General features: G+C 62.8%; 14 protein-coding genes and 1 pseudogene. All 15 read right to left on the bottom strand.

What is annotated here, in order from left to right:
• Positions 1–27: 27 nt before the first annotated feature.
• The gene (tssM, locus tag APH30_RS10900) at positions 28–2,520 is read right to left on the bottom strand and encodes a type VI secretion system membrane subunit TssM (protein WP_054912533.1); all 2,493 of its coding nucleotides are present in this window, start codon (positions 2,518–2,520) and stop codon (positions 28–30) included.
• Positions 2,517–3,425: a type VI secretion system-associated protein TagF gene (gene tagF, locus APH30_RS10895; RefSeq protein ID WP_054912532.1), complete on the bottom strand. Its 909-nt coding sequence runs from the start codon at positions 3,423–3,425 to the stop codon at positions 2,517–2,519. Before tagF ends, tssM begins: the two co-directional genes overlap by 4 nt.
• On the bottom strand, positions 3,422–7,222 hold the full coding sequence (locus tag APH30_RS10890; RefSeq protein ID WP_054912531.1) for a type VI secretion protein IcmF/TssM N-terminal domain-containing protein: 3,801 nt from the start codon (positions 7,220–7,222) through the stop codon (positions 3,422–3,424). The genes tagF and APH30_RS10890 overlap by 4 nt, the downstream gene beginning before the upstream one ends.
• A gap of 30 nt (positions 7,223–7,252) precedes the next feature.
• Entirely contained in the window at positions 7,253–7,969 is a 717-nt protein-coding gene (gene icmH, locus APH30_RS10885) for a type IVB secretion system protein IcmH/DotU (RefSeq protein ID WP_009686736.1), read from the bottom strand.
• Positions 7,966–9,309, bottom strand: a complete 1,344-nt coding sequence (gene tssK / locus APH30_RS10880; RefSeq protein ID WP_054912530.1) for a type VI secretion system baseplate subunit TssK — start codon at positions 9,307–9,309, stop codon at positions 7,966–7,968. The genes icmH and tssK overlap by 4 nt, the downstream gene beginning before the upstream one ends.
• Positions 9,306–10,028 (bottom strand): type VI secretion system lipoprotein TssJ, encoded by a 723-nt coding sequence (gene tssJ, locus APH30_RS10875; RefSeq protein WP_033691262.1) that lies wholly within the window; start codon positions 10,026–10,028, stop codon positions 9,306–9,308. The genes tssK and tssJ overlap by 4 nt, the downstream gene beginning before the upstream one ends.
• A 25-nt stretch (positions 10,029–10,053) precedes the next feature.
• Positions 10,054–12,651, bottom strand: a complete 2,598-nt coding sequence (gene tssH / locus APH30_RS10870; RefSeq protein ID WP_054912529.1) for a type VI secretion system ATPase TssH — start codon at positions 12,649–12,651, stop codon at positions 10,054–10,056.
• On the bottom strand, positions 12,648–13,718 hold the full coding sequence (tssG, locus tag APH30_RS10865) for a type VI secretion system baseplate subunit TssG (protein WP_054912528.1): 1,071 nt from the start codon (positions 13,716–13,718) through the stop codon (positions 12,648–12,650). Before tssG ends, tssH begins: the two co-directional genes overlap by 4 nt.
• A complete protein-coding gene (gene tssF / locus APH30_RS10860) occupies positions 13,682–15,502 on the bottom strand; it encodes a type VI secretion system baseplate subunit TssF (protein ID WP_009686741.1) in 1,821 nt (606 codons plus the stop codon). The genes tssG and tssF overlap by 37 nt, the downstream gene beginning before the upstream one ends.
• Positions 15,502–15,984, bottom strand: coding sequence for a type VI secretion system baseplate subunit TssE (gene tssE / locus APH30_RS10855; RefSeq protein ID WP_009686742.1), 483 nt, complete (start codon positions 15,982–15,984; stop codon positions 15,502–15,504). Before tssE ends, tssF begins: the two co-directional genes overlap by 1 nt.
• A 26-nt stretch (positions 15,985–16,010) precedes the next feature.
• On the bottom strand, positions 16,011–17,513 hold the full coding sequence (gene tssC, locus APH30_RS10850) for a type VI secretion system contractile sheath large subunit (protein ID WP_054912527.1): 1,503 nt from the start codon (positions 17,511–17,513) through the stop codon (positions 16,011–16,013).
• 14 nt (positions 17,514–17,527) lie between these two features.
• On the bottom strand, positions 17,528–18,067 hold the full coding sequence (gene tssB / locus APH30_RS10845; RefSeq protein WP_012272397.1) for a type VI secretion system contractile sheath small subunit: 540 nt from the start codon (positions 18,065–18,067) through the stop codon (positions 17,528–17,530).
• Between the two features lie 64 nt (positions 18,068–18,131).
• On the bottom strand, positions 18,132–18,881 hold the full coding sequence (locus APH30_RS10840; RefSeq protein WP_054912542.1) for a hypothetical protein: 750 nt from the start codon (positions 18,879–18,881) through the stop codon (positions 18,132–18,134).
• A gap of 438 nt (positions 18,882–19,319) precedes the next feature.
• Positions 19,320–19,889, bottom strand: coding sequence for a hypothetical protein (locus tag APH30_RS10835; RefSeq protein WP_054912541.1), 570 nt, complete (start codon positions 19,887–19,889; stop codon positions 19,320–19,322).
• A 27-nt stretch (positions 19,890–19,916) separates the two neighbouring features.
• Positions 19,917–20,279: pseudogene (locus APH30_RS29070) on the bottom strand (hypothetical protein); the annotation flags it as partial.

The raw sequence follows: 20,279 nt of genomic DNA, 5'->3' as shown, positions 1-20,279 counted from the left end.
CGGGTGGCCGGTTGGTGCGGCGCGCGCTCAGTTGAGCCCGCGCACTTCGATTTCTACCCGGCGGTTGGGCTCCAGGCATTTGATCAACTGGGCCCGTGCCTGTTGCATGTCACAGTTGACCAACGGTTTACGGCTGCCTTCGCCCTGGGCCACCACCAGTTCGGCCGGGACGCCCTTGCCGACCAGATAAGTCCGAATGGTTTGCGCCCGTTGTTTCGATACCTGCAGGTTGCTCTGGCTGTCACCGAGCTGGTCGGCGTGGCCGGAGATGACGATCTTGCCGATATTGGGCGTGTTCAACAGTTTGCTGGCGATGGCACTGAGTTGGTTCTGGCCCTCGCTTTTCAGGCTCTGGAAATCTGCCCGGCCAAAGGCGAACAAGGTGTCCGATTCCAGCGTGATGGTCTCGATCGCGCGTAGCGACTGGGCACGCAGGCTGTCGATGTAGTTGCGCGAGCTAGAAATCAGGAAGGCGTTGTCGAGAATGCGCGGCACATCCGTTTCGCGGATCTGGTCGGCATAGAAGGTGATCTGCCGGCTGGCGTACAGGTAGTCCTGGTCGCCCTTGCCCTGGTTGGCCTCGGACAGGCTGTGGCCGGTGTGCCGAGCGATGGCCGGGTACCAGTAGTCGGGCAGGTGCGCCTTGAGAAACGCCGGGTCGGCCTTCTCCCGCTGGGCGGGCGAAAGCATCACGTAGGTGTCCAGTGTCGCCTTGCCGAAATCGGCGATCGACTGGGCGCGGTTGTCATGTGGCAGGGCTTCGGCCTCCACACTGTCCACGCCGCTCACCGGTTGCAATTCCCGGGTATTGCGTTGGTAGACCTTGAGCGTGGTCAGCAGGTAGAGCGTGCGGGTGAGGTTGTCTGCGGTGGGCTTGAGCATCACCTGCTGCAGGGTGGTGAAGTAACGGTCGCGCAGCAGCGGCTCAACCTGATGGCCCTGGTACAGGCCCAGACGCAGGCTGAACGGTACACCCTGCTCACGGTGCTGCCGGTAGTAATGGGCGGCCCAGAAGCGCAGGCGGTCCAGGCTGCGCCAGGCGGCGTACTGGCCATCGGCAGCCTGGTCCTGGCGCTTGGCCTCGGCCAGCTCGCTCGCGATGCTGCCCAGCACCGCACGGTTGTTCAGGTACGACCAGCCCCACAGGCTGCACAGCACCAACCCGGCGAGGCTGGCACAGGCCACCCAGGCGGCCTTGCGCCGGCGCTCGCGGTGGTTGCTGGTGTACAGCGCCACCAGGTGCTGGTCGGGGATGATGACCTTGCGGAACAGGCTGTTGATGAACAGCGGCGCAGGCTGGCTGCCTGCGCTGACCGCCCCCTCGCCGTGTTCCAGGGCAAAACGCTCGGCAACATGCTGGCCATGGCTGCCCCACAGCGCTTCATCGGCCTGCAAGGCGGCAGTGAAGTAGAAGCCACGCAGCATTTCGGCATTCTGGTAGGGGTTGGCCCGCAGCAGGCTGTCGACGAACGCCTGCAGCCGTGGCTTGATTGCGGCCAGCTCCAGCGGGAAGCGGTAAGCGGCGTCGTTTTGCCGCGTTACCTGAATGTCCTGCTGCACCAGTTGCTGGCTGGCAACCTGCTGCCAGTAGCGGGTCAAGTCGTCCATCGCCTGGCCAAAACGCTGGCCCCAGTCCGCCTGTTCGTAGCCTTTGTGCGCGAAGGTCTTGCCCATCACTTCGCCGCGCGCGGCCTCATCCAGCTGGCGATAGAAGGGGGTGAAGCCGGGTATCAGGTCGCACTTGGTGAATACCAGGTAGATCGGCAGGCGCACCTCCAGCAAGGCGCAGCTTTCCTGGATGCGTTCGCGCAAACGCTTGGCCACCCGCTGCTGGTCTTCGGCGGAGCCGTGCACAACGTCGGCGATGCTGACACTGACGATCAGACCGTTGAGCGGGCGGCGTTGCCGGTGCTGGCGCAGCAACTGCAGGAAGCCACGCCACTTGCCGGCCTCTTCCGGGCTGTTCATGTAGCGCCCGGCAGTGTCCAGCAGCACCGCTTCAGAGCTGAAGAACCAGTCACAGTTGCGCGTGCCACCCAACCCTGCGACGCGTGCACCTTCGCGCTCGGCGTAAGGGAAGTTGAGGCCGGACTGCAGGATCATGGTGCTCTTGCCAGCGGCGGGCTGGCCGATCACCAGGTACCAGGGCAGCGCGTACAGGGCGTCTTTGGCAGAGGTGCCGCGTGGCGTGTTCTTGTGCAGGCGCTCGATGCCCTGCAGCAGGCGCTCGCGCAACAGGCTGACCTCCTCGCGGTCGGCCGGCGTGGCATTGAGTACAGCCTGGTCGGCGTCGTCGCGCAGCAAGCCTTCGAGGTTGTGATGCTGGCCGGCGCCACGGTACAGCAGCAGGACGTAGCCCGCCGACAGCAGCAGGAAAGCCCCGATGCCAGCCAACAGGCTGTGCAGCGAAGCGAAGCCCAACGCGCTGCCGATCGCCCATACCAGGAAGATCACCAGGAAAAACGCCACCCCCAGCAGATAGGGTTGGTAACGCAGGCAGTAGTACTTGATCTTGTTCATACAGGCGTCGCATCCAGCGCATCGACGAATTGCTCGATAACGCGTTCAAGGGGTAGATCGAAGTCGTGTTGGCCGCGGGCCGATGCCGCAGGGCCCAGTAGCGCCAGATGCTGCTGGGCTTCGGCACAGCCGCAGAGCAGGCGATAGGCACTGCTGGCGTGGCGTGACGGGAAGCAGAACAGGCGCGGGTGCATGAAATCGTCTGCCAGCAGGCTCACGGCTGGCGTATCTGGCTGCCCGTTCATGTGGCACAGCCAAGTCAGCCACAGATCGGCTGTAGGGTTTTTCAAACCGCGCTCAGCAGGGAGGGGCAACTCAATGCCACCCTCGAAGTCACTGTGCAGCGCCGGCCGGCATGCGCGCAGCCGTGTCAAAGCGGCGGCGCTGTCGAAACCTGGCCAGGAGCCGTGCAGTGCACGCGCGATATCGGTGAAGCTGAAGTCACGCAGGAACTTGGCGTGCACCCGGCGGAACAGGTCCAGGTCCTGGGCTTGCAGGGGGCGCAAGGCCTTGACCTGTTCGAACAAACGGGTGCCGTCGGCGCCTTGCACGGCCTGGTGCAGCAAAGGCTTTATCTGCGCGCAGAACAGCTCGCCCAAGGTGTATGGGTTGCCCAGGGCCATGCCTTCCTTGCCCTTGAGCAGTTGGTAGATGAAGAACGGATAGCGCCGGTTGCTGGCGTCACGCGAGCTCAACAGCCCGCCCAGCAGCCAGTTGCCATTGCGTGCGCGGTACGTGAAGAAGCACATCGGCAACCCATCGAACAGTGCCTGCCAGTCTTCGCGGTGGCGCATGGCCGCCAGCGAGGTCTGCAGCCAACTGTCGAATTCGCAGACTTCCTCCGCCGCGCCATGCAGGCTGACGAAGTCTGCGCTCGATGGCAGTTTGCCGAAGCAGCCGATCATTGGGCACTCCTGTCGTTGAGTGCGCTTAGGGCCTTGACCTGGCTCAGGTCGGTGAGTTTTACCCCACCGAAGTTGCGCACCACCAGGCTCACACGGCCATTGGCGGTGTTCCAGCTGAAGCGCTGCTGGATGCCGTCGAGGTCGTCGACGCGGGCGCTTTCGTTCATGCGCAGCAGGCCCCAACGCCCGGGGAAGTCGAACACCGTTACCCGTGCGCCACTGAGCGTTACCACATCCAGGCGAGCGCCCGGGGCGTTGCTGGTACCTGGCCAGGCGAAGCGGCTCCAGCTGCTGCGGCCGTTGCGGTAGTGCTGCTCCTGCCCATCGAGGGTGAACACGATGTCGGTGAAGTTGGCCGAGGGCTCCAGCATGATTTCAAAGCCGTTGTCGCGGTCTGACAGGCTGGCGATCACCTGGCCTACCGAACTGGCCCGGTCGATACTGTTGAGCATGCCAGGGTTGACCAACGCCGGTGCCTTGCCATCACCTACGCCCAGACCTTCGCCGCCGGCGAGGTTGCCGATTTCGTTGCGTTTGAAGGCCGGCAGCAGCCCCGAGTCCGGGTCTACGAAACGTTGCAGGTCTTTGACCGAGGCTTCGTTGCGGCTACCACCGGCAATCGGGTAGCGGTGCGCCATGACCTGCTGCCAGGGCTTGGCGATCTGCTGCGCCCAGGCTTTGGCGATCTGCTGGCCGGCCGGGTCACGCAAGGTCGCCCAGGCGTACTGGATCGGCAGGTTGAACAAGCCTTGCAGCGAACGCGACAGGCTGTCCTGGCTGGTGTCGACGCTGGTTTCCACGTAATTGCGTACCGTGGTGACCTCGCTTGGCTGGCCTTCCAGGGTTTCGCTGATCAGCTGCTTGCTGCTTTTGCCGACATCCTGCGACCGCTGGATGTTGTTCATGCGGACCTTGAGCTTGCGCAGCGCCGCCAGATAGCGGTCCATGATGGTGCTGTCGGCGCCTTCGGCGTTGTTCTGGGCGAATACCCGGGCAACCGGTTCGAAGCGCTTGGCTAGGCTGCCATCGTCCACCGCCGGCAGGGCCGGGGCTACGTTGGCAGGCAGGCTGTCGTTGGCGTCGAACAGCCCGGTAACCTTGCTCCAGAAACCGTCATCACGACCAGTGCCGGCCGACGGTACTTCGCGTTTGACCGGCAGGTCCCACTGGGTATTGTCGTTCACAGCCTGCAGCAGGTTCTTCACGGGAGAGTGCTGAACGTCGCTCAAAAGCCCCAACTGCTGGGTCGCCGATGCCAGGTCGGCGAAGTGGCGCACGCCCACGCTACTGACCATCTTGTACCAGGCTTGGGTGTAATCGCGCTTGTAGCGGCTCATGAATTCGCGCACGAAGTTGGCCTTCTGCACCAGGGCATCGCCGCCGTCGCCGTCCAGTACCCAGTCTGACTCGTTGCGCAAGTTGCTCGATACCAGCTTGATCAGTTCAGGCTTGACGAACGTATCCCAGCCTTGGCGGGTATAGATCGCAGGTACCCCGGCCGACCCGTACAGCAGTGCGCGCCCAGGTTGAGGTACAAGGTCGTTGAGGCTCAGTGCCGGGAATTGGCGGCTGGATTCGAGTTGCAGGCGCAGGTATTCGCGATCGACCAGCGAACTGGAAATCATGAACGACTTGAGGTTCTGCCGAGTTTCGTTGATCAGTTGGTCGTTGCGTGGCAGTGAAGGCGCCTGGCCCTGTTCCAGCAACTGCACATACAAAGGAGTGTTTGCGCCGATCACGTCGGCGCTGGCGGGGGTGCCTTCGCCGGCCGCCGCGGCCCAGGCCTGTGGCAGGCTTGCGGCAATGAAGGCCGGGTCTGGGTGGGCGTCGGGTGCCGTCAGCAGCAGGTACAGTTTGAGCGTGTTGTAGGCATCGATGATCGAGGCGACTTGCTGCTCGTCGAGGCGCCCCAGCATCTCTTCGGACAACGACAGGCCACCGGTGGTCGCGGACAGCTCGGCGGCATCGCTGGCTGTGGCCAGGTTGACCTTGGCCGCATGGGCGCCTGCGCGGGTGTTGGCCAGCGCGGCCTGCGCTTTGGCTGCAACCGCTGGGGCCAATGGCTTGGCGTTGCGCTTTTTCGGCGGGGCCGGGGTGAACTCCAGTGACTGGTTGATACCCGCGGCGAAGGTATTGAACGCGCGCATTTGCACTTGCAGGCTACGGGCGATCGGTTCCAGGGCCTGGCTGCGCAATTGCGCCAAATACGCGCTGCGGGTCACCTGGTCAACCGCCTCACCGTGGTACAGGCCGGCGCTGAGGCGCAGCGGCACGCCTTGTGTGCGATGCGACTCGACAGTGGCCATCTGCTCGCGCAGCACTTGCAGGCCTTTGCCCGCGGCCAACTGCTGCTGGCTGTCTTCGGCCTGGCCTATCTGGGCCAGCTGCAGGCGCAGATTGTCCAGCCATTGGCGGTTGTTGACGAACGACACTGCCTGCCAGCTGACAAGCAGCACGCCGGCGGCAACGGCCAGGCCCAGCAGCAGCGGGCTGAGCCCCGCTTGGCGGCCTTGGCGCGAGTGATACAGGCTCAGGTCACGGTCGGGGAAAATGACCCGGCGGAAGGTGTCGGTAATGAAGTAGCTGCGGTTGCCCGTTGGCGTGCCAGCCTGTTCGGCCTGGCCATCCTCGGCCGCCTGCAAGGCGAATTCGTCGGCGATGGCGTCTTCGTACACGTGCCCCAGTTGTTGCCCGGTCTGCAGGGCGCTGGTGAAGTACAGGCCGCGCAGCATCAGTGGGGCGCCGCTGCGCTGGCCGTGGGTGAAGTGCCCGAGGAACTGCTCGAGCACACCGCCCAGCGCGGCGAAGTATTGCGGGAAGTTCAGCAGCGTGCTGTCGGCTGCAGCGCCCAAGGCGATCACTTGTGCGTCGACGTGCTGGCGAATGTGGCTGTGCAGGTTGCCCAGGCGCGCCTGCAGCACCGCCTGCAGGCCTTGGTTGCGGATTTCCGACAACGCGAAGGTCATGCCCAGCGGTTGCTGGCGTTGGTGCAGGTCCAGGCCATCAAAAGCCTGGCTGAAGCCCGGCAACTGGTCGGTCTTGCTGAGCATCAGGTAGAGCGGTGGGTTGGTGTCGAGGCACTGGGCGTATTCTTCCACCCGGGCTACCAGCTGCGCTGCCAGGGCATCACGCTCTTCGCTGTTAGCGGCCAGCAGTTCGGGCAGGCTGACCACCAGCACCAGGCCATTGATCGCTGCCTTGCCGCGCTGCTTGCGCAGCATGCGCAGGAACGCCGAAAACTCGCTTGCCGACTGGTCGTCACGCAGGTAACGGCCGGCGGTGTCGATCATCACCGCGTCGGGGCTGAAATACCAGTCGCAGTGCTGGGTGCCACTTTCGCTGTCGTTGGCGGTGGCGATACTGGCTGACAGGCCGGAGTGGGTCAGCAGCGAAGTCTTGCCTGCCGCCGACATGCCGACCACCAGGTACCAGGGCAGGTCGGACAGCGCCGATTTGCCACCGCCGCCGGCGGAGCGGTCGGTGCGCAGCATGCTGATGGCATGCTTGAGGCGCTCGCGCAGTACCTGCTGGTCACGGAACTCGCCGGTGGCATTCCACGAGCGGTCGACTTCGATCTGCAGCAGGTTCTCCAGGTTGTGCTCGGCACGAATACGCTGGTACTGGCGCAGCACGACGGCCAGCAGGAAGCAGGCGCTGATGATGGCCAGGGCTTCGGGCAGGTGCTGCTGCAGCCACGGCAGCAGCGGCGACACCAGCCAACAGACCAACAGGCTCCCCAGCCACAGCAGTAGCAGCAGAACCCAGAAACTTTTCAAGAGGCGCAGTAATGTTTTCATGTCTTCCTGACTCGGCTACCTGAGGTGCACTCAGGCACTGAACAGCTGGCGGATTTGTTCGGAGAGGGCGGCGACGTCCTTGTCCAGCAACCAGTCAAGGGTCAGGTACACGGCGACGCAAACCAGCGCGATCAGCGCCAGGTACACCCACAGCGGCACTTCGTGGCGCAGCATCTGCGACACCTGGTCCGGCAGTGCCCAGTCCGGTGACAAGGCCTTGGGTGCCTTGCGGTAGCGGGCGATGTCCTGGCCGAGAGTGTTGGCCAGGTAACGCAGCTGGTCTTTCTGGCCAAGGCTGAACTTGCCCTCGAAGCCAAGCGCCAGGCACAGGTGATAAACCTCGAGCACATCGAGGTTCTGTTTGACATCGCCCCGCAGAGCCTCGACCTTTTCGAAAAAGCCTTCACCCGCCAGGTGCACGCCGAAATAGCGGAACTGCAAGGGTTGCAGCTCGAAGTGCTGGCGCAACGCGTTGTCGCCAGCGCGCAACACGCTTTCATCCAGGAAGGCGCAAAGCGCGTACTGGGTGTCCTTGACCTGTTCGGCGCTGTAGTTGGCGGCACGGGCGTCACGTTCAAGGTTGGCGAAGAAGCGTTCGACACTTCCTTCGAAGGCCTGCACCGAAGTGACCTGGCGGCCACGGCGCACGATCAGCGCCATGCTGATGAAGTCTTGCACCAGGTCCTTGAGCGACGGTTTGGCAGGGGTGGGCATGGTAGCGCCCTGTTGCAGTACGGCTTCGGTCATTTGAGCACCGCCATCAGTTCAAGCTTGAGGTTGGTAAAGGCGCTGGGCGCGTAGAAGCAGATGGTCTGGGCGTTCATCATTCGCTCATACACCTGGCCATGCGGCTCGATGGCGAAGTACTGGTTGTCCAGGCGCACCGGGATCGCGTTGGGGAGCCGCGCGGCGTGGTTGAGGGTAACGCCGGGCATGGCACTGTTGACCACCACCTCGATGTCTTCGGGCGAGCCGATCTTGAAGGCCCGCGGCACCAGTTCCAGCAAGCTGGCACCGGGCATGTCGGCATGGACCGACACGTAGAAGTCGGCCTCGACCAGGCGCGGGTCGTGCAACTGCCCTTGCCAATACGACGGTTTGGTCTGGGTGAGGTTGATGACGATGCACTGGTTGGGCACGACGTTGTCCAGCATCACCCTGATCATCTCGTCCAGCTTGACCAGCGATGCGGCGGGGTCGTGGTGGTCGTACTCGGGGATGTCGGCCAGTTGAGTGTCGAGGGTGAAGGTCAGCAGGCCACCGGCAAGGTCGGCAAGGAACAGGTACAGGCGCTCTGGGTGCAGGCGTGGGTGGGCCAGCAGGTGGGCCAGTTGCGGGTGCGCCCGGTTGACGGTGTTCAGCAGCCAGAACAAGGTGACGTCACTGGAGCCGAATTCGGCGATCTGGTCGGCGCGTTCGCGGCGCCGGCCAGACAGTGCCTTGCTTTTGGCCTGCAAGGCGCCGAGCAGGCGCTTGCCAATGCCGGCCAGGGTTTCGTGGCAACCCAGGTGCAGGGTAGGGTGGACGAAATGCGGGTCCAGATTGAAACCGCCCATGCTGTTGCGGGTCAGCTTGGCCAGTGGGCAGTAGCTATAGCCATCGAGGCTATCGCCGTCGACCAGCAGCACGACGTTCAGGCGCAGACTGGTAATCTCGTTCTCCAGTTCGCCTTCGTTGAGGTCGGGCAGGGTGTCGAACTGTTTACGATAGCGCCGCGCTGCCTTGTGTTCCTGGCCGTCTTCGACGTAGTTGAGGCCGAACGGCTCAGGCAGCTTCAGGGCAGCGTACACCTTGAGGTCGTTGGCCTTGAGCAGGTCTTTGAGGTCACGCGCGGCCGGCAGTGGGTCGTGCTGCGGCGCGTCGTACAGGCTGCCATCGGGGAAAACCAGCTTAAGGCGCTTGAGTTGCAGCGAACCGTTGCTCAGGGCGTCCTCGTCCACTTGCAGCGCCTGTACACCCCAATGGAAGGGGGTGCCGCGCAGGGTCGCTTCGGCCAACTGATGTTGGTGAAACTCGTCCTGATACTGAAAGTGCTGGGGCAGCAGGAACATGCCTTCCGACCACATCACCCGGCTCTGCTTGCTCATTTGACGCTATCCACGAAAGAGTTGAAGGAATTGTCGACGGCGTTTTGTGCTGATTTGCCAGCCATATCGCTGGCCTTGTCGAGCGCGGCGTCCTGCACCTTGTCCGTGAGGCCAGGCGCGGCTTGCCTGGCGCGCTCGGCGGCGGCCTGCTGCTCGGCGGTCGGCGGCTTGTTCAATACGTCCACACCGCGCATGGCATGGATCTCGGTCTTGTCTACCAGCACGCGCAGGCCGTCCGATGAGAACCAGATCCCGTCCTTGCGCAGCGAGTCGGCGTCGAAGGCGACTTTCCAGCGGGCATCCTGCTCGTCGCGGAAAAACGCTGCCACGCCGACATACCGGGCGCTCTTGGCCAGCGGCCATTGGTCGATCTGGCCAATGCCCGGTAGCAGGGTGATCTCGCGTGCCTCCACCAGGGTGTTGCCCAGGGCTTTCTGCGGGGTAGCCCACAGGGTTTCGGCATCGCTGGCGGCGAAGCGCTCGAGGTCGGTCAGCTGGTACACGCGCATCACCACCGACAGCGGTTTGCCGTCGGCATCCGGGTTGAGCTGGTTGCCGCCATCAGAGGTCAGAATGACTTTTTCGCTGTCGGCCAGCATGTCGGCCGCCCAGCTGTCTTCCATGCGCTTGCCGATTCGGTCGGTAACCCCGCAGCCGGCCATTGCCAACAGCAGGGCAAGGGCAGTCAAGCGTTTGAGGGCAGTGTGCTTGTGGTACATGACGGCAAAAACCTCCGGGTGCGGGTCAGGCCAGGCGATAGGCGAAATCGCCATCGCTGCCCAGCTCGATGACCAGGCGCTCGATGGGCGTGCCCTGGGCCATGCGCTCTAGCACGCGCTGGGCGAGCTCTGGCATCAGGGTCTGGGACAGAATGTTGTCGATGTTGCGCGCACCGCTATCGACTTCGGTGCAGCGTGCGGCGATGGCCTTCACCAACGCCGGTTCGTAGCTCAGTTCGGCCTGGTGGTTGCGCGCGAAGCGCTTGGCGATGCGCTCGAGCTTGAGCGCGACGATGCGCTCCAGCACCTGGTCCTGCACCGGGTAGAACGGCACGATGCTCAGGCGGCCAAGGAAAGCTGGCTTGAATACCTGGTTCAGCTCACCGCGCAGGCCTTCGATGATGGCTGCGGGGGTGGGCTGCTGCTCGGCATTCAGGCAGGTGTGCATGATGTGCTCGGTGCCGGTGTTGGAGGTGAGGATGATCACCGTGTTGCGGAAATTGATCTCGCGGCCTTCACCGTCGTCCAGCACCCCTTTGTCGAACACCTGGAAGAACAGTTCAAGTACATCGGGGTGAGCCTTTTCCACCTCGTCCAGCAGTACCACGCTGTACGGTTTGCGGCGCACCGCCTCTGTCAGCACGCCGCCTTCGCCGTAGCCGACATAGCCCGGTGGTGAGCCTTTGAGGCTGGATACCGTATGCGCTTCCTGGTACTCGGACATGTTGATGGTGATCAGGTTGCGTTCACCGCCATACAGGGTGTCGGCAAGGGCCAGGGCGGTTTCGGTCTTGCCGACGCCGCTGGGGCCAAGCAGCAGGAATACGCCGATCGGTTTGTTCGGGTCTTCCATGCGCGCACGGGAAATCTTGATGCGTTTGCCGATTTCATGCAGGGCATGGTCCTGGCCCAATACGCGCTGGCTCAGCAGTTCAGGCAAGCGCTGAACGGTATCGATCTCGTCGCGCAGCATCTTGCCCAGCGGGATACCGGTCCAGCCGCTGATGACCTGGGCGATGGCGCCGCTGTCGACCAAGGCATGCACCAGTGGCTGGTCGCCTTGCACCCGGGCCAGTTCGCTGCGCAGGGCATTGAGCTGCGCGGGGTCGGCTTCACTGGCGGCGCTCAGCGCCTTGAGCTGTTCGACCAGTGCCAGTTCCTGTTGCCACTGGGTGTTCAGTTGCTGCTCCTGCAACTGCGCGGCTTGCAAGGCAGCCTGCAGTTCGCCGAGGCGGCGGGCATGATCGTGGCCTTTGCCGGCTTCGTCGCCCAGCACGCTGATTTCAGCTTGCAGGTTGTCGATCTGCCGACGGCAGTCTTCCAGTGCGCCAGGCTGCGAGGTTTGCGCCAGGGCGATGCGTGCGCAGGCGGTGTCGAGCACGCTGACAGCTTTGTCGGGTAGCTGGCGGCCGGTGATGTAGCGGTTGGACAGGCGCACTGCCTGCACCAGCGCTTCGTCCATGACCGCCACCTTGTGGTGTTCGCGCATTTTGCCAAGCAGGCCGCGCAGCATGTGGATGGCTTTGTCTTCATCCGGCTCTTCGACCTTGACCACCTGGAAGCGGCGGGCGAGGGCTGCGTCCTTTTCGAAGTACTTCTTGTACTCGGCCCAGGTGGTGGCGGCGATGGTGCGCAGCTCGCCACGTGCCAGCGCAGGCTTGAGCAGGTTGGCGGCGTCATTTTGCCCCGCCTGGCCACCGGAGCCGATCAGGGTGTGGGCTTCATCGATGAACAGGATGATCGGGTGCAGGCTGCGCTTGACCTCTTCGATCACTGCCTTGAGGCGGTTCTCGAACTCACCTTTGACCCCGGCGCCCGCCTGCAGCAACCCCAGGTCGAGGGTATGCAGTGCCACATCCTTGAGCACGGCCGGCACGTCGCCTTGGGCAATGCGCAGGGCCAGACCTTCGACTACGGCTGTTTTGCCCACCCCGGCCTCACCGGTGAGGATCGGATTGTTCTGCCGGCGGCGCGTGAGAATGTCGACCATCTGCCGCACCTCGAATTCGCGCCCAAGCACGGGGTCGATGCGGCCTTCGCGGGCACTTTGGGTAAGGTTGACCGTGTATTGGTCCAGCGCCGGGGTCTTGCCGCCAGCCTTGCCCGTGGCAGGGGCCGGTGCCGCTGGGCCAGCCAAGGCGCTGGCGTGGCGCGATTCGGCGCTGCCCTCGACCAGGGCGGCAAGGTTCAGGCGAAGGTCGTCTGGGTTGATCTTCTCCAGCTCAGGGGCCGAGGCGACCACTACGCGATGCAGTTCGGCATCGTCCAGCAGGGCTTGCAGCAGATGGGCACTGCGTACTTGCGCGACGCCGTACTCGATCGATGCCAGCAGCCAGGCCTGTTCGATCATGCGGGTGATATATGGCGACAGCGCCGGGGTGCGGGTGTTGCCTTTCTTGAATGTGCCCAGGGCCGTTACCAGTTGCGCCTGCAGGCGCTCGGCGACCACATCGTAGTGGCGCAGGATCGGCGCCAGGTCAGTGTCGCCGGCATCGAGCAGCTGCAACAGCAGGTGCTCGACTTCCACGTCGTAGTGTTGCTCCGAGAGGCACAGGGCTGCAGCGCTTTCTGTCGCCGTGCGGCTGGTTTCGTTGAGCTTGGCGAACAAAGACTTCAGGTTCACAAGGCGACCCCATCGTAAGGAATGTGGAAGACGGCGCAACGCGATGGCTCCGCGTCACGGCCAGGACGTTTGAGCCAGCCCAGCCAGCCCAGGGCAAGGTTGCCTGTGCGACCGAGCTGGGCGGGTGGTACAGCCTCGGGCTTGAGCCGCGGGGCAATTTCGAAATCCAGCTCGGCACCCAGGTAGAAGCGCACCAGCTCGACCAGCTTGCGGTAGCACGCGGTGCCGGGCTGGAACCGTTGGTAATCGGCCAGGCCAAGCGGGCCGAGCTCGATGCGGATGCACGACTGGTAGTCCCAGACCCGGTTACCGGCCACGGCACTGTGGCCCAGCTGAGCATTGCGCCGCCCAAGCTGGGTACATTGTTCCGGCTGCAGGCGCAGCCAGCGCCCGGCGAACTGGCGGACTTTGATCGGCAGCGCGAAGTAGAAGCCGAGCATGCGCTCCAGGTTCAGGGCGTTGCGTGGCTTCTGGCTGAGCAGGCCGGCAAAGTAGCTGAACAGCTCGCGGCGCAGCGCCGTGGGCTGCTGCTCGAACTTGAGCCGCTGGGCCATGGGCCCGAACCCCACCATGTTGAGCAGGTAGCTGTCGAAGCGCGATGTGCCGTTGCGCTCGTGTTCGATATGAAACTTGTACTTTTGCCAGGCTTCGTAGAACAGCGTGGTCATGCGGTGCGAAAACATGTCGAGGAACGCATGCGCAGCATCGTCGCGATACTGTACGTGCCGCTCCAACAGCAGCTCGGTGTACGGGCGTGGCAGCACACCAGACGGCCCTACCAGGCCCATGAAGGTCACCTGGACCTCCGACAACGGCCGGCCGGCCGGCGAAACCTTGCCCTCGCGTTCGAAATGCAAGTCGCTGACTTCGCTCGCCGGGAACGCCAGGGACAGCTGGGTGCGAAAACGTAGCGGGTCTTCGTGCGGGCGCGTTGCCAGGTCCATGCGCCCGGTGCGGCTGTAGTGCAGGCGAAGCAGGCGCACCAATTGAAAAAATTCGAATCGGTGCGGCTCGGCTCGGGCCTGATCGATCAGACCAGGGGCTGATCGCCAGTGCGTGCTGGCCATTGGACGACTCTCTTTTCTCGTTGTTGGGTACGCAGCGTCAGTTGGGTGAAGCTGTTCATCGAACAGTACTGGCCGAAGAAATGGTCCAGCACCATGCCGAACAGGAACACACCGCTGCCGGTGAACTGGCTTTCGTCCAGCGTCAGGGTGATACCCACACCGCGCACGAAGTTCGGCCGCGGGTGCCCGATACGCGCAACCACCGGTTCGCTGGCGATAGCCTTGATGCCGTTGATTTGTTTACGAATGGCCGAGACGTTGCGGTAGTTGTAGAGCGACAGCAATTCGAGCAGTACTTCGCGGCCCTGGCTTACCAGCGACAGGTGGTTGAGCGACAGGTGCGCAATAAGCCGCCAGATAAGGCCTTTGCCCAGTGGCACACGCATGGTGGCGGTGGGCTTGCGCAGGCAGCGGATGTCCTTGATCACCGAGTTGGCCGGGATGTTGAAATCACCGCGTTCACCACCGAAAGGCAGCATCAGCGGCACATCGCGGTTGCTGCAGGTAAGGCTGATGCTGAGGGTATCGCTGCTGGCGTCTATCAGCTCCAGGTCGCGGTCGACCACGCGGATGCTCATCGCTGTGGCATCGCCTTGGTTGCGCCGGCGGGCGATCCAGAAGCTGGTGTGCGGGTCTTGCTCGCCACGCGGCTCGAAGAATGCCTGGCAGGTGGCGACCTGGTCGATGCCACCCAGTTTGCGCACGCGCCGTACCCGATCGATCGACACCACTTCTGCGGCATTGTGCAGGCGGGTGTCGGGGGTGACCGGGTACTCGTGCCGCGTATGGGTAAGCTTGATCGGCTCGGCCTGTTGCCGGAACAAGTTGATGATTGGCGTGCAGTTGAGCTTGAAGTTGTTGCGCCCGATGTTCTGGCTCAGCCGCGCCAGGCGGTCGCCCAGGTCGTAGTCGCTGAAATAGAAATTGACCTGTACCTGTTCCACGGCCTGACCATTCAGGGGGCGAGCGAACCCGCCGAGGTCGAAGAACATGAACTTGTCTGGGAAGGTGAAATACTCGTGCAACAGCCGGTAGCCCAGGAACGAGCGTTCGGAATAGTCCACCAGGCCTTCGTCACGCCCATAACCTACAGCGCTCAGGGCACCTGCTGGCAGCACGATTTCGCGCCTGCGGCCTTGGTCGTGGAAGCTCAGGGTCGCCTTGGCGAGGTTGTTGAACAGCAGCTCGTACAAATGCAGCATCAGCGTTGCTTCACCGTCGAGGAAGAAGCGCAGGCGGTCGATTTGCATTTGCCCGAACAGGGCGTCGCCGGTGGCGGCCAGATCGATGCTCAGGCGGGCGACCAGGTCGGCGCTGTGGCCGTTGAAAGCGGAGCGCTCCATTTCGGCGAACGTGGCCTTCTGCACCGCAATCGGCCATAACTCAACCGGGTAGCAAGTGCGGAATTTACACACCACGCCCTCAACGGCGTTGGCATGCATCTCGGTATGGCGCGCCACGCGGTAGGCTTCGGTCACCTTCTCGTGCTTGCCCAGGCTCAGCTCGGCGATCGACATCGACGGGGTTGGGCGCAGGTAGTGCGGGTACAGCACCTCAAGGAAGGACTCGACGATTTCCGGAAACTCGTCATCGAGTTTTTTATGCACCCGCGCGGAAAGGAACGAAAACGCCTCGATCAGGCGCTCGGTATGCGGGTCTTCGCAATTGTCGCCCTCGATCAGTAGCCGCGAAGCAATTTTCGGGTACTGCGCGGCAAACTCCTGGCCGAGGAAGCGCAGGTGCGACAGTTCCTTTTCGTAGTAGGGCAGCAGTTCGTCGAGCATCAGTTGAGGTTCTGTACTTTGTATTCCTGGGTGTTGACCTGCAGCACGGCGTCGAATGACACCTGGCGGCTGATATCCTGCAGACGCAATACAGCGTCTACCCGGAAGGTCAACATGCGGTGGCCGTTCTGCTGGGCCAACAGCTGAACCCGCACCCGGCGAAAGCGCCGGTCGCCGGTGCTGATCGCCCGCTCCAGCTGCTGCTGGATCAGGCGGCGATCGTGCGGGTCGAGTACGCTGCGGCTGATGAAGTCAGGCATGCCGTATTCAAGGATGGAGCCCTCAAGCTGACTGAAACCCTCGAGCTCTTCGGCGACCAGCGACTGGCGCGTGTTAACCAGCACTTCAAGGTCGCGCACGATGCTGGCCTTGTATTCGGCCAGTGAGCAGGTACGCTGCGCGGCCGGCTCGGCCGACTGGTGAGGGCGGTCGTCCAGCAGGCGGTCGAGCAGCGAGGGCAGCAGCCGGGCTTGGTTACTCATGTGTCATCCCTGTACACAGCGGCTGATCAGCCGCGGGCGCCCTGCGGCAACTCGGCCACCAGGCGCAGCGAGGCGGTCAGTTCGTCCAGCTGGTAGTGCGGGCGCAGGTAGGTCACGGCTTTGTATACCCCTGGCTTGCCGGGCACTTCGAAAACCTCGGCGCGGGCTTCGCGCAGCGGGAACTTGGCCTTGGCTTCCTGGCTGGCGGTATCGTCGAGCAGCACGTAGCTGGCCAGCCACTGGTTGAGGAAGCGCTCCACGTCCATGCGCGAGGCGAAGCTGCCGATTTTGTCGCGCATGATCGCCTTCATGTAATGGGCGATGCGCGACGTGGCGAAGATGTACTGCAGTTGGGCCGACAGGCGTGCGTTGGCGTTGGCGATGTCGGTGTTGTACTGCTTCTGCTTTTGCGCCGACTGGGTGCCGAAGAATGCCGCGTAGTCGGTGCCCTTGCAATGCACCAGCGGGATGAAGCCGAGGTCCGACAGCTCTTTTTCGCGGCGGTCGGTGATGGCGATTTCGGTCGGGCACTTGAGGGCGATTTCGCCGTCGTCGGTCTTGAAGGTGTGGGTCGGCAGGCCTTCGACCAGGCCGCCGCCTTCAACGCCGCGGATCGCCACGCACCAGCCGTAGCGGGAGAAGGCATCGGTGACGCGGGTGCCCAGGGCGTAGGCGGCGTTCATCCACAGGTACTTATTGTGGTCGCGGCCGTCAACGCTCTCGACGAAGTTGAATTCCTCCACTGGCGTGGTATCCGGGCCGTATGGCAGGCGGCCGAGCACGTGGGGCAGGGTGAGGCCGACGTAGCGCGAATCTTCCGAAGCGCGGAACGACTTCCACTTGGCGTATTCGACGGTGTCGAAGATCTTCGCCAGGTCACGCGGGCCGGACATCTCGGTGAACGAGTCCCAGCCGAACAGCTCGGGGGAGGCAGCCGAAATGAACGGAGCATGGGCCGCCGCGGCCACGTGCGAGATCTCCTCCAGCAGGTACATGTCTTCGGGGTTGCGGTTGAACTCGTAGTCACCGATCAACATGCCGAAAGGCGCGCCACCGAAGGTGCCGTACTCTTCTTCGTAGACTTTCTTGAACAGTGCGCTCTGGTCGAATTCGCTGGCGGCCTTCAGGTCGCGCACCAGGTCCTTCTTCGAGGCATTGAGCAGGTGGATTTTCAGCGTGGTGCTGGTCTCGGTCTGGTCTACCTGGTATTTCAGGCCGCGCCAGGAGGCTTCCAGCTGCTGGAATTCGCTGGCGTGCATGATCTCGTTCATCTGCTCGGAGAGCATCGAATCGATCTCGGCGATACGTGAGTCGAGCACGGCGATCAGGTCCTTGCTCGGGGTCATCTCACCCTCGAGCACCTGGTTCACCAGTTCGCCGATCAGGTCGCGGGTGCGATTGCGCTCGGTGTCGGAGCGGGCCACGCGGCTTTGCGAGATGATGCTGTCGAGCAGCGAGGCCTGTGGGGCGAAGCTTTCTACCTCGACCAGGTCGCCGGCCTGTTGCGGTGCGGTTTGCTTGTCAGTCATGTTCGGGCTCCTGCTCAGGCGCGGTCGCTGCTGGATGGGTCTTTCACTTCAGCCTCACGGCCGAATTCCTTACCCAATGTCTTGAGCTTCTCGGTGTTTTGCAGCACGTCCATCAGCAGCTCTTCGAGCTTGTCGTTGCCGCCCATCTTGTTGCGCAGGTCTGCCAGCTTATTGCGCACTTCCAGCAGCTTGCGCAGCGGTTCAACCTGCTTCACCACGTTTTGCGGCTCGAAGTCTTCGAGGCTGTTGAAGTTCAGCTCGACGCCCAGCTGGGTGCCGTTCTTGGCCAGGGTGTTGTCGACGCGGTAGGTCAGGCGTGGCTTGATGCCCTTGAGCACGCCGTTGAAGTTGTCGCGGTCGATGAACACGAACTTGCGGTCCTTGAGCTTGGGCAATGGCTCCAGCGGGTTGCCGGAGAAGTCGCCCAGTACGCCGACGACGAAGGGCAGCTCCTTTTTCTCGATGGCATCGCCGATGTCCACGTCGTAGGTGATATGGACCCGGGGCGCGCGGACGCGGTCGAGTTTGTGCTGGGTGCTTTCCTTCTTCGCCATCGTATTCTCCAGTGCAAGCAGTTCGCTGCGAATCATTGCGCCGCCCGTATCCGGGCCCTGCGCGTTACAGTCCTTCGATCGTCCGCAGCAGGCGCTGACGGATCTCGTCGTTCATTTCCAGAATGTTGTCGCGGCCCACCAGCTCTTCGAAGCTGGTGTTGCCGGCAATCTGCGTGCTGCTACGGATGACCGAATCGTCCGGAAGTTCCGAACGCACCGGCGCGCTGATGACGCAGAAAGGCAAGTCGCCAAAACCTTTGAGGCGCTCGAAGCTCAGAGCGTAGCGCAGGCCTTCGAACAGCCGGCCCAGGCCCGGGGACTTGCTGAGGCAGTAGAACAGCACCAGGTAGTGCACCACGAAGCGGTACAGCTCGGCGCTGCTGCGGTTGGGGTCTTTGATTACATTGCGAAACTGCGCCAGGTCGAAGGCGTGGAAGCCCACCACCCAGCGCGTGGGGCTGGTGATGCGGATGACCTGGCCGCTCTGTTCGAGGACCTTGTCGTATTCCAGCGGGAACAGTTCGGGGGTGGTGCTGATCAGGTTCAGCGGCACTTCCAGCTCGCTGACCAGCTGGAACGGCGCGGCCGAGCCGATGCGCTCGTAGAGTTCGATCAACGACTGGAAATGGCCCTGGGTTTCGCGCCCGCTGCTGCGCTGGGCGCCTTGCAGGTATTCGCCAAACAGGGTTTGCGGACGGATCAGCGGTGCCACGGTGGCAAGGTAATCCGCCGCCTGCGCCTTCAGCGCATCGGAGATCGCCCGCGTCTGGCTACGCAGCTTGATCAGTGCTTCGACATCAAAAGTCTGTGTCATCGGTACATCGTCCATGAGCCTGCTTGATCGTCCTGAAACGCCAATGGCGAGGACCTGAAAATCGCGCCTCTCGGCTGCGGCAATTTGAGTGCTGGCACATGAATATCGTGTTGCCAGCAATGCCGAGTAGGGCACCCCGCTGCGGAAGAAGTTCCGGCGAGGGGCGCGATTTTTTCCCTATTTTGTGATGCCGCGCAATGATGGCGCCATGCCATTGACGGTGGGTTTCGAGTGCGGGAAATGGGGGTTTTACCCCTAAAGTCAGGGGGCTGAAGAGCTAAGAGAACGGTAAAAATTGCCGTAAAAAGTTTTTTTCAAAAAGTGAAGCGGGTCTCATTTTTTTGCGTCATGCCATTGGCATTCGACTTCCGTCGCGGCGCGTTTCAATGATGGCAATGCGACGGAATATGGCGTGCCGAAGCGGTTTCGTGAGGGTTGTCAGAGCGGCTTTGCGCCCACCATGCGACCCTCGATTGCCCACTCCCGTAACCACCCGAGCAAGGCGTGTAATTCATCAGTGGCCTCGACCGACAGCGTGCCGTTTTCGTACAGGACGGCAACGCTGAGCGTGCCCATCCCGCAGGGCATGGCGAACACGCTCAAGCGAACCTGTTCGGGGTCGCTGTGCAGCCGTGAGTGGTAGCCCAGGAGCGTGTTGGCCCAGCTTGAGTAACTGCCATCGCGCAGCAGCAAGGTTGCTGCACGCGCCAGTACCGCGGAGATTTCCGTCAGATCCCAAGTGCACGGCTCAGCTGTGCCGCGCTGGGTGCCAGGTTGCATCATTAGGGCATGGTCCAGTTCGCGGCGGCGGCATCGAACGACTATGGGCAGCGCTGCTGATGGATCCTGTAGCCAGGCCGTGTACCGGGCCTGGTCGATGCGGTAATACTCTTCGTAATCGACCAGGGCGTTGCTGACCGGGATCGACAGGTAGAACTGCCATGAAGCCAGTTCTATCCCAAGCGAAAAACGGTGCGCTTGGCTGGTGTAGGTGTCATTGAATTTCATGCTGGGTTGCGCCTTCGAGACATGCATCTAGCGGCCATCCACCTGAATGCAGATGTCCTTCCTGCCGATCGTTTTGCATGGCCAGTGGTCGTTGATGTAGAAGTCCGGCTTGAAGCACACGCGCTCATCGTTCACCCAGAACATTTGCCAGCCAGAACCTGAAATGCGCAGCTTGGGGCACGACCAGTAGCCTTGCGCCGAAAGCGTGGCGATCGTCAGTGCGATCATTGCCGGGGCGACGATAACCATCAGCAGGACTGTCAGTTGTAGTGAGCGCGTCTGGAATCGATATAGCCAGGATTTTCCAGGTGGGTCGAATTTGCGACCGGTCCATGCGGCGATCGTGCAGGCGACGATCAGGCAGGGTGTCAGGGGAATGAAGCCAATCAT

The organism is Pseudomonas sp. NBRC 111127, assembly GCF_001320345.1.
Taxonomy (GTDB): domain Bacteria; phylum Pseudomonadota; class Gammaproteobacteria; order Pseudomonadales; family Pseudomonadaceae; genus Aquipseudomonas; species Aquipseudomonas juntendi.
Note: the sequence above shows the minus strand (reverse complement) of the source record. Positions and strands in the feature narration are given on the sequence as shown.

What these genes read in the sequence shown, in the direction of transcription:
- tssG (WP_054912528.1), bottom strand. Translation starts at nt 13,718, where the DNA reads ATGGCCAGCACGCACTGGCGATCAGCCCCTGGTCTGATCGATCAGGCC.
- tssK (WP_054912530.1), bottom strand. Translation starts at nt 9,309, where the DNA reads ATGAGCAAGCAGAGCCGGGTGATGTGGTCGGAAGGCATGTTCCTGCTG.
- tagF (WP_054912532.1), bottom strand. Translation starts at nt 3,425, where the DNA reads ATGATCGGCTGCTTCGGCAAACTGCCATCGAGCGCAGACTTCGTCAGC.
- tssF (WP_009686741.1), bottom strand. Translation starts at nt 15,502, where the DNA reads ATGCTCGACGAACTGCTGCCCTACTACGAAAAGGAACTGTCGCACCTG.
- APH30_RS10840 (WP_054912542.1), bottom strand. Translation starts at nt 18,881, where the DNA reads ATGACACAGACTTTTGATGTCGAAGCACTGATCAAGCTGCGTAGCCAG.
- APH30_RS10890 (WP_054912531.1), bottom strand. Translation starts at nt 7,222, where the DNA reads ATGAAAACATTACTGCGCCTCTTGAAAAGTTTCTGGGTTCTGCTGCTA.
- tssM (WP_054912533.1), bottom strand. Translation starts at nt 2,520, where the DNA reads ATGAACAAGATCAAGTACTACTGCCTGCGTTACCAACCCTATCTGCTG.
- APH30_RS10835 (WP_054912541.1), bottom strand. Translation starts at nt 19,889, where the DNA reads ATGAAATTCAATGACACCTACACCAGCCAAGCGCACCGTTTTTCGCTT.
- tssJ (WP_033691262.1), bottom strand. Translation starts at nt 10,028, where the DNA reads ATGTACCACAAGCACACTGCCCTCAAACGCTTGACTGCCCTTGCCCTG.
- tssE (WP_009686742.1), bottom strand. Translation starts at nt 15,984, where the DNA reads ATGAGTAACCAAGCCCGGCTGCTGCCCTCGCTGCTCGACCGCCTGCTG.
- icmH (WP_009686736.1), bottom strand. Translation starts at nt 7,969, where the DNA reads ATGACCGAAGCCGTACTGCAACAGGGCGCTACCATGCCCACCCCTGCC.
- tssB (WP_012272397.1), bottom strand. Translation starts at nt 18,067, where the DNA reads ATGGCGAAGAAGGAAAGCACCCAGCACAAACTCGACCGCGTCCGCGCG.
- tssC (WP_054912527.1), bottom strand. Translation starts at nt 17,513, where the DNA reads ATGACTGACAAGCAAACCGCACCGCAACAGGCCGGCGACCTGGTCGAG.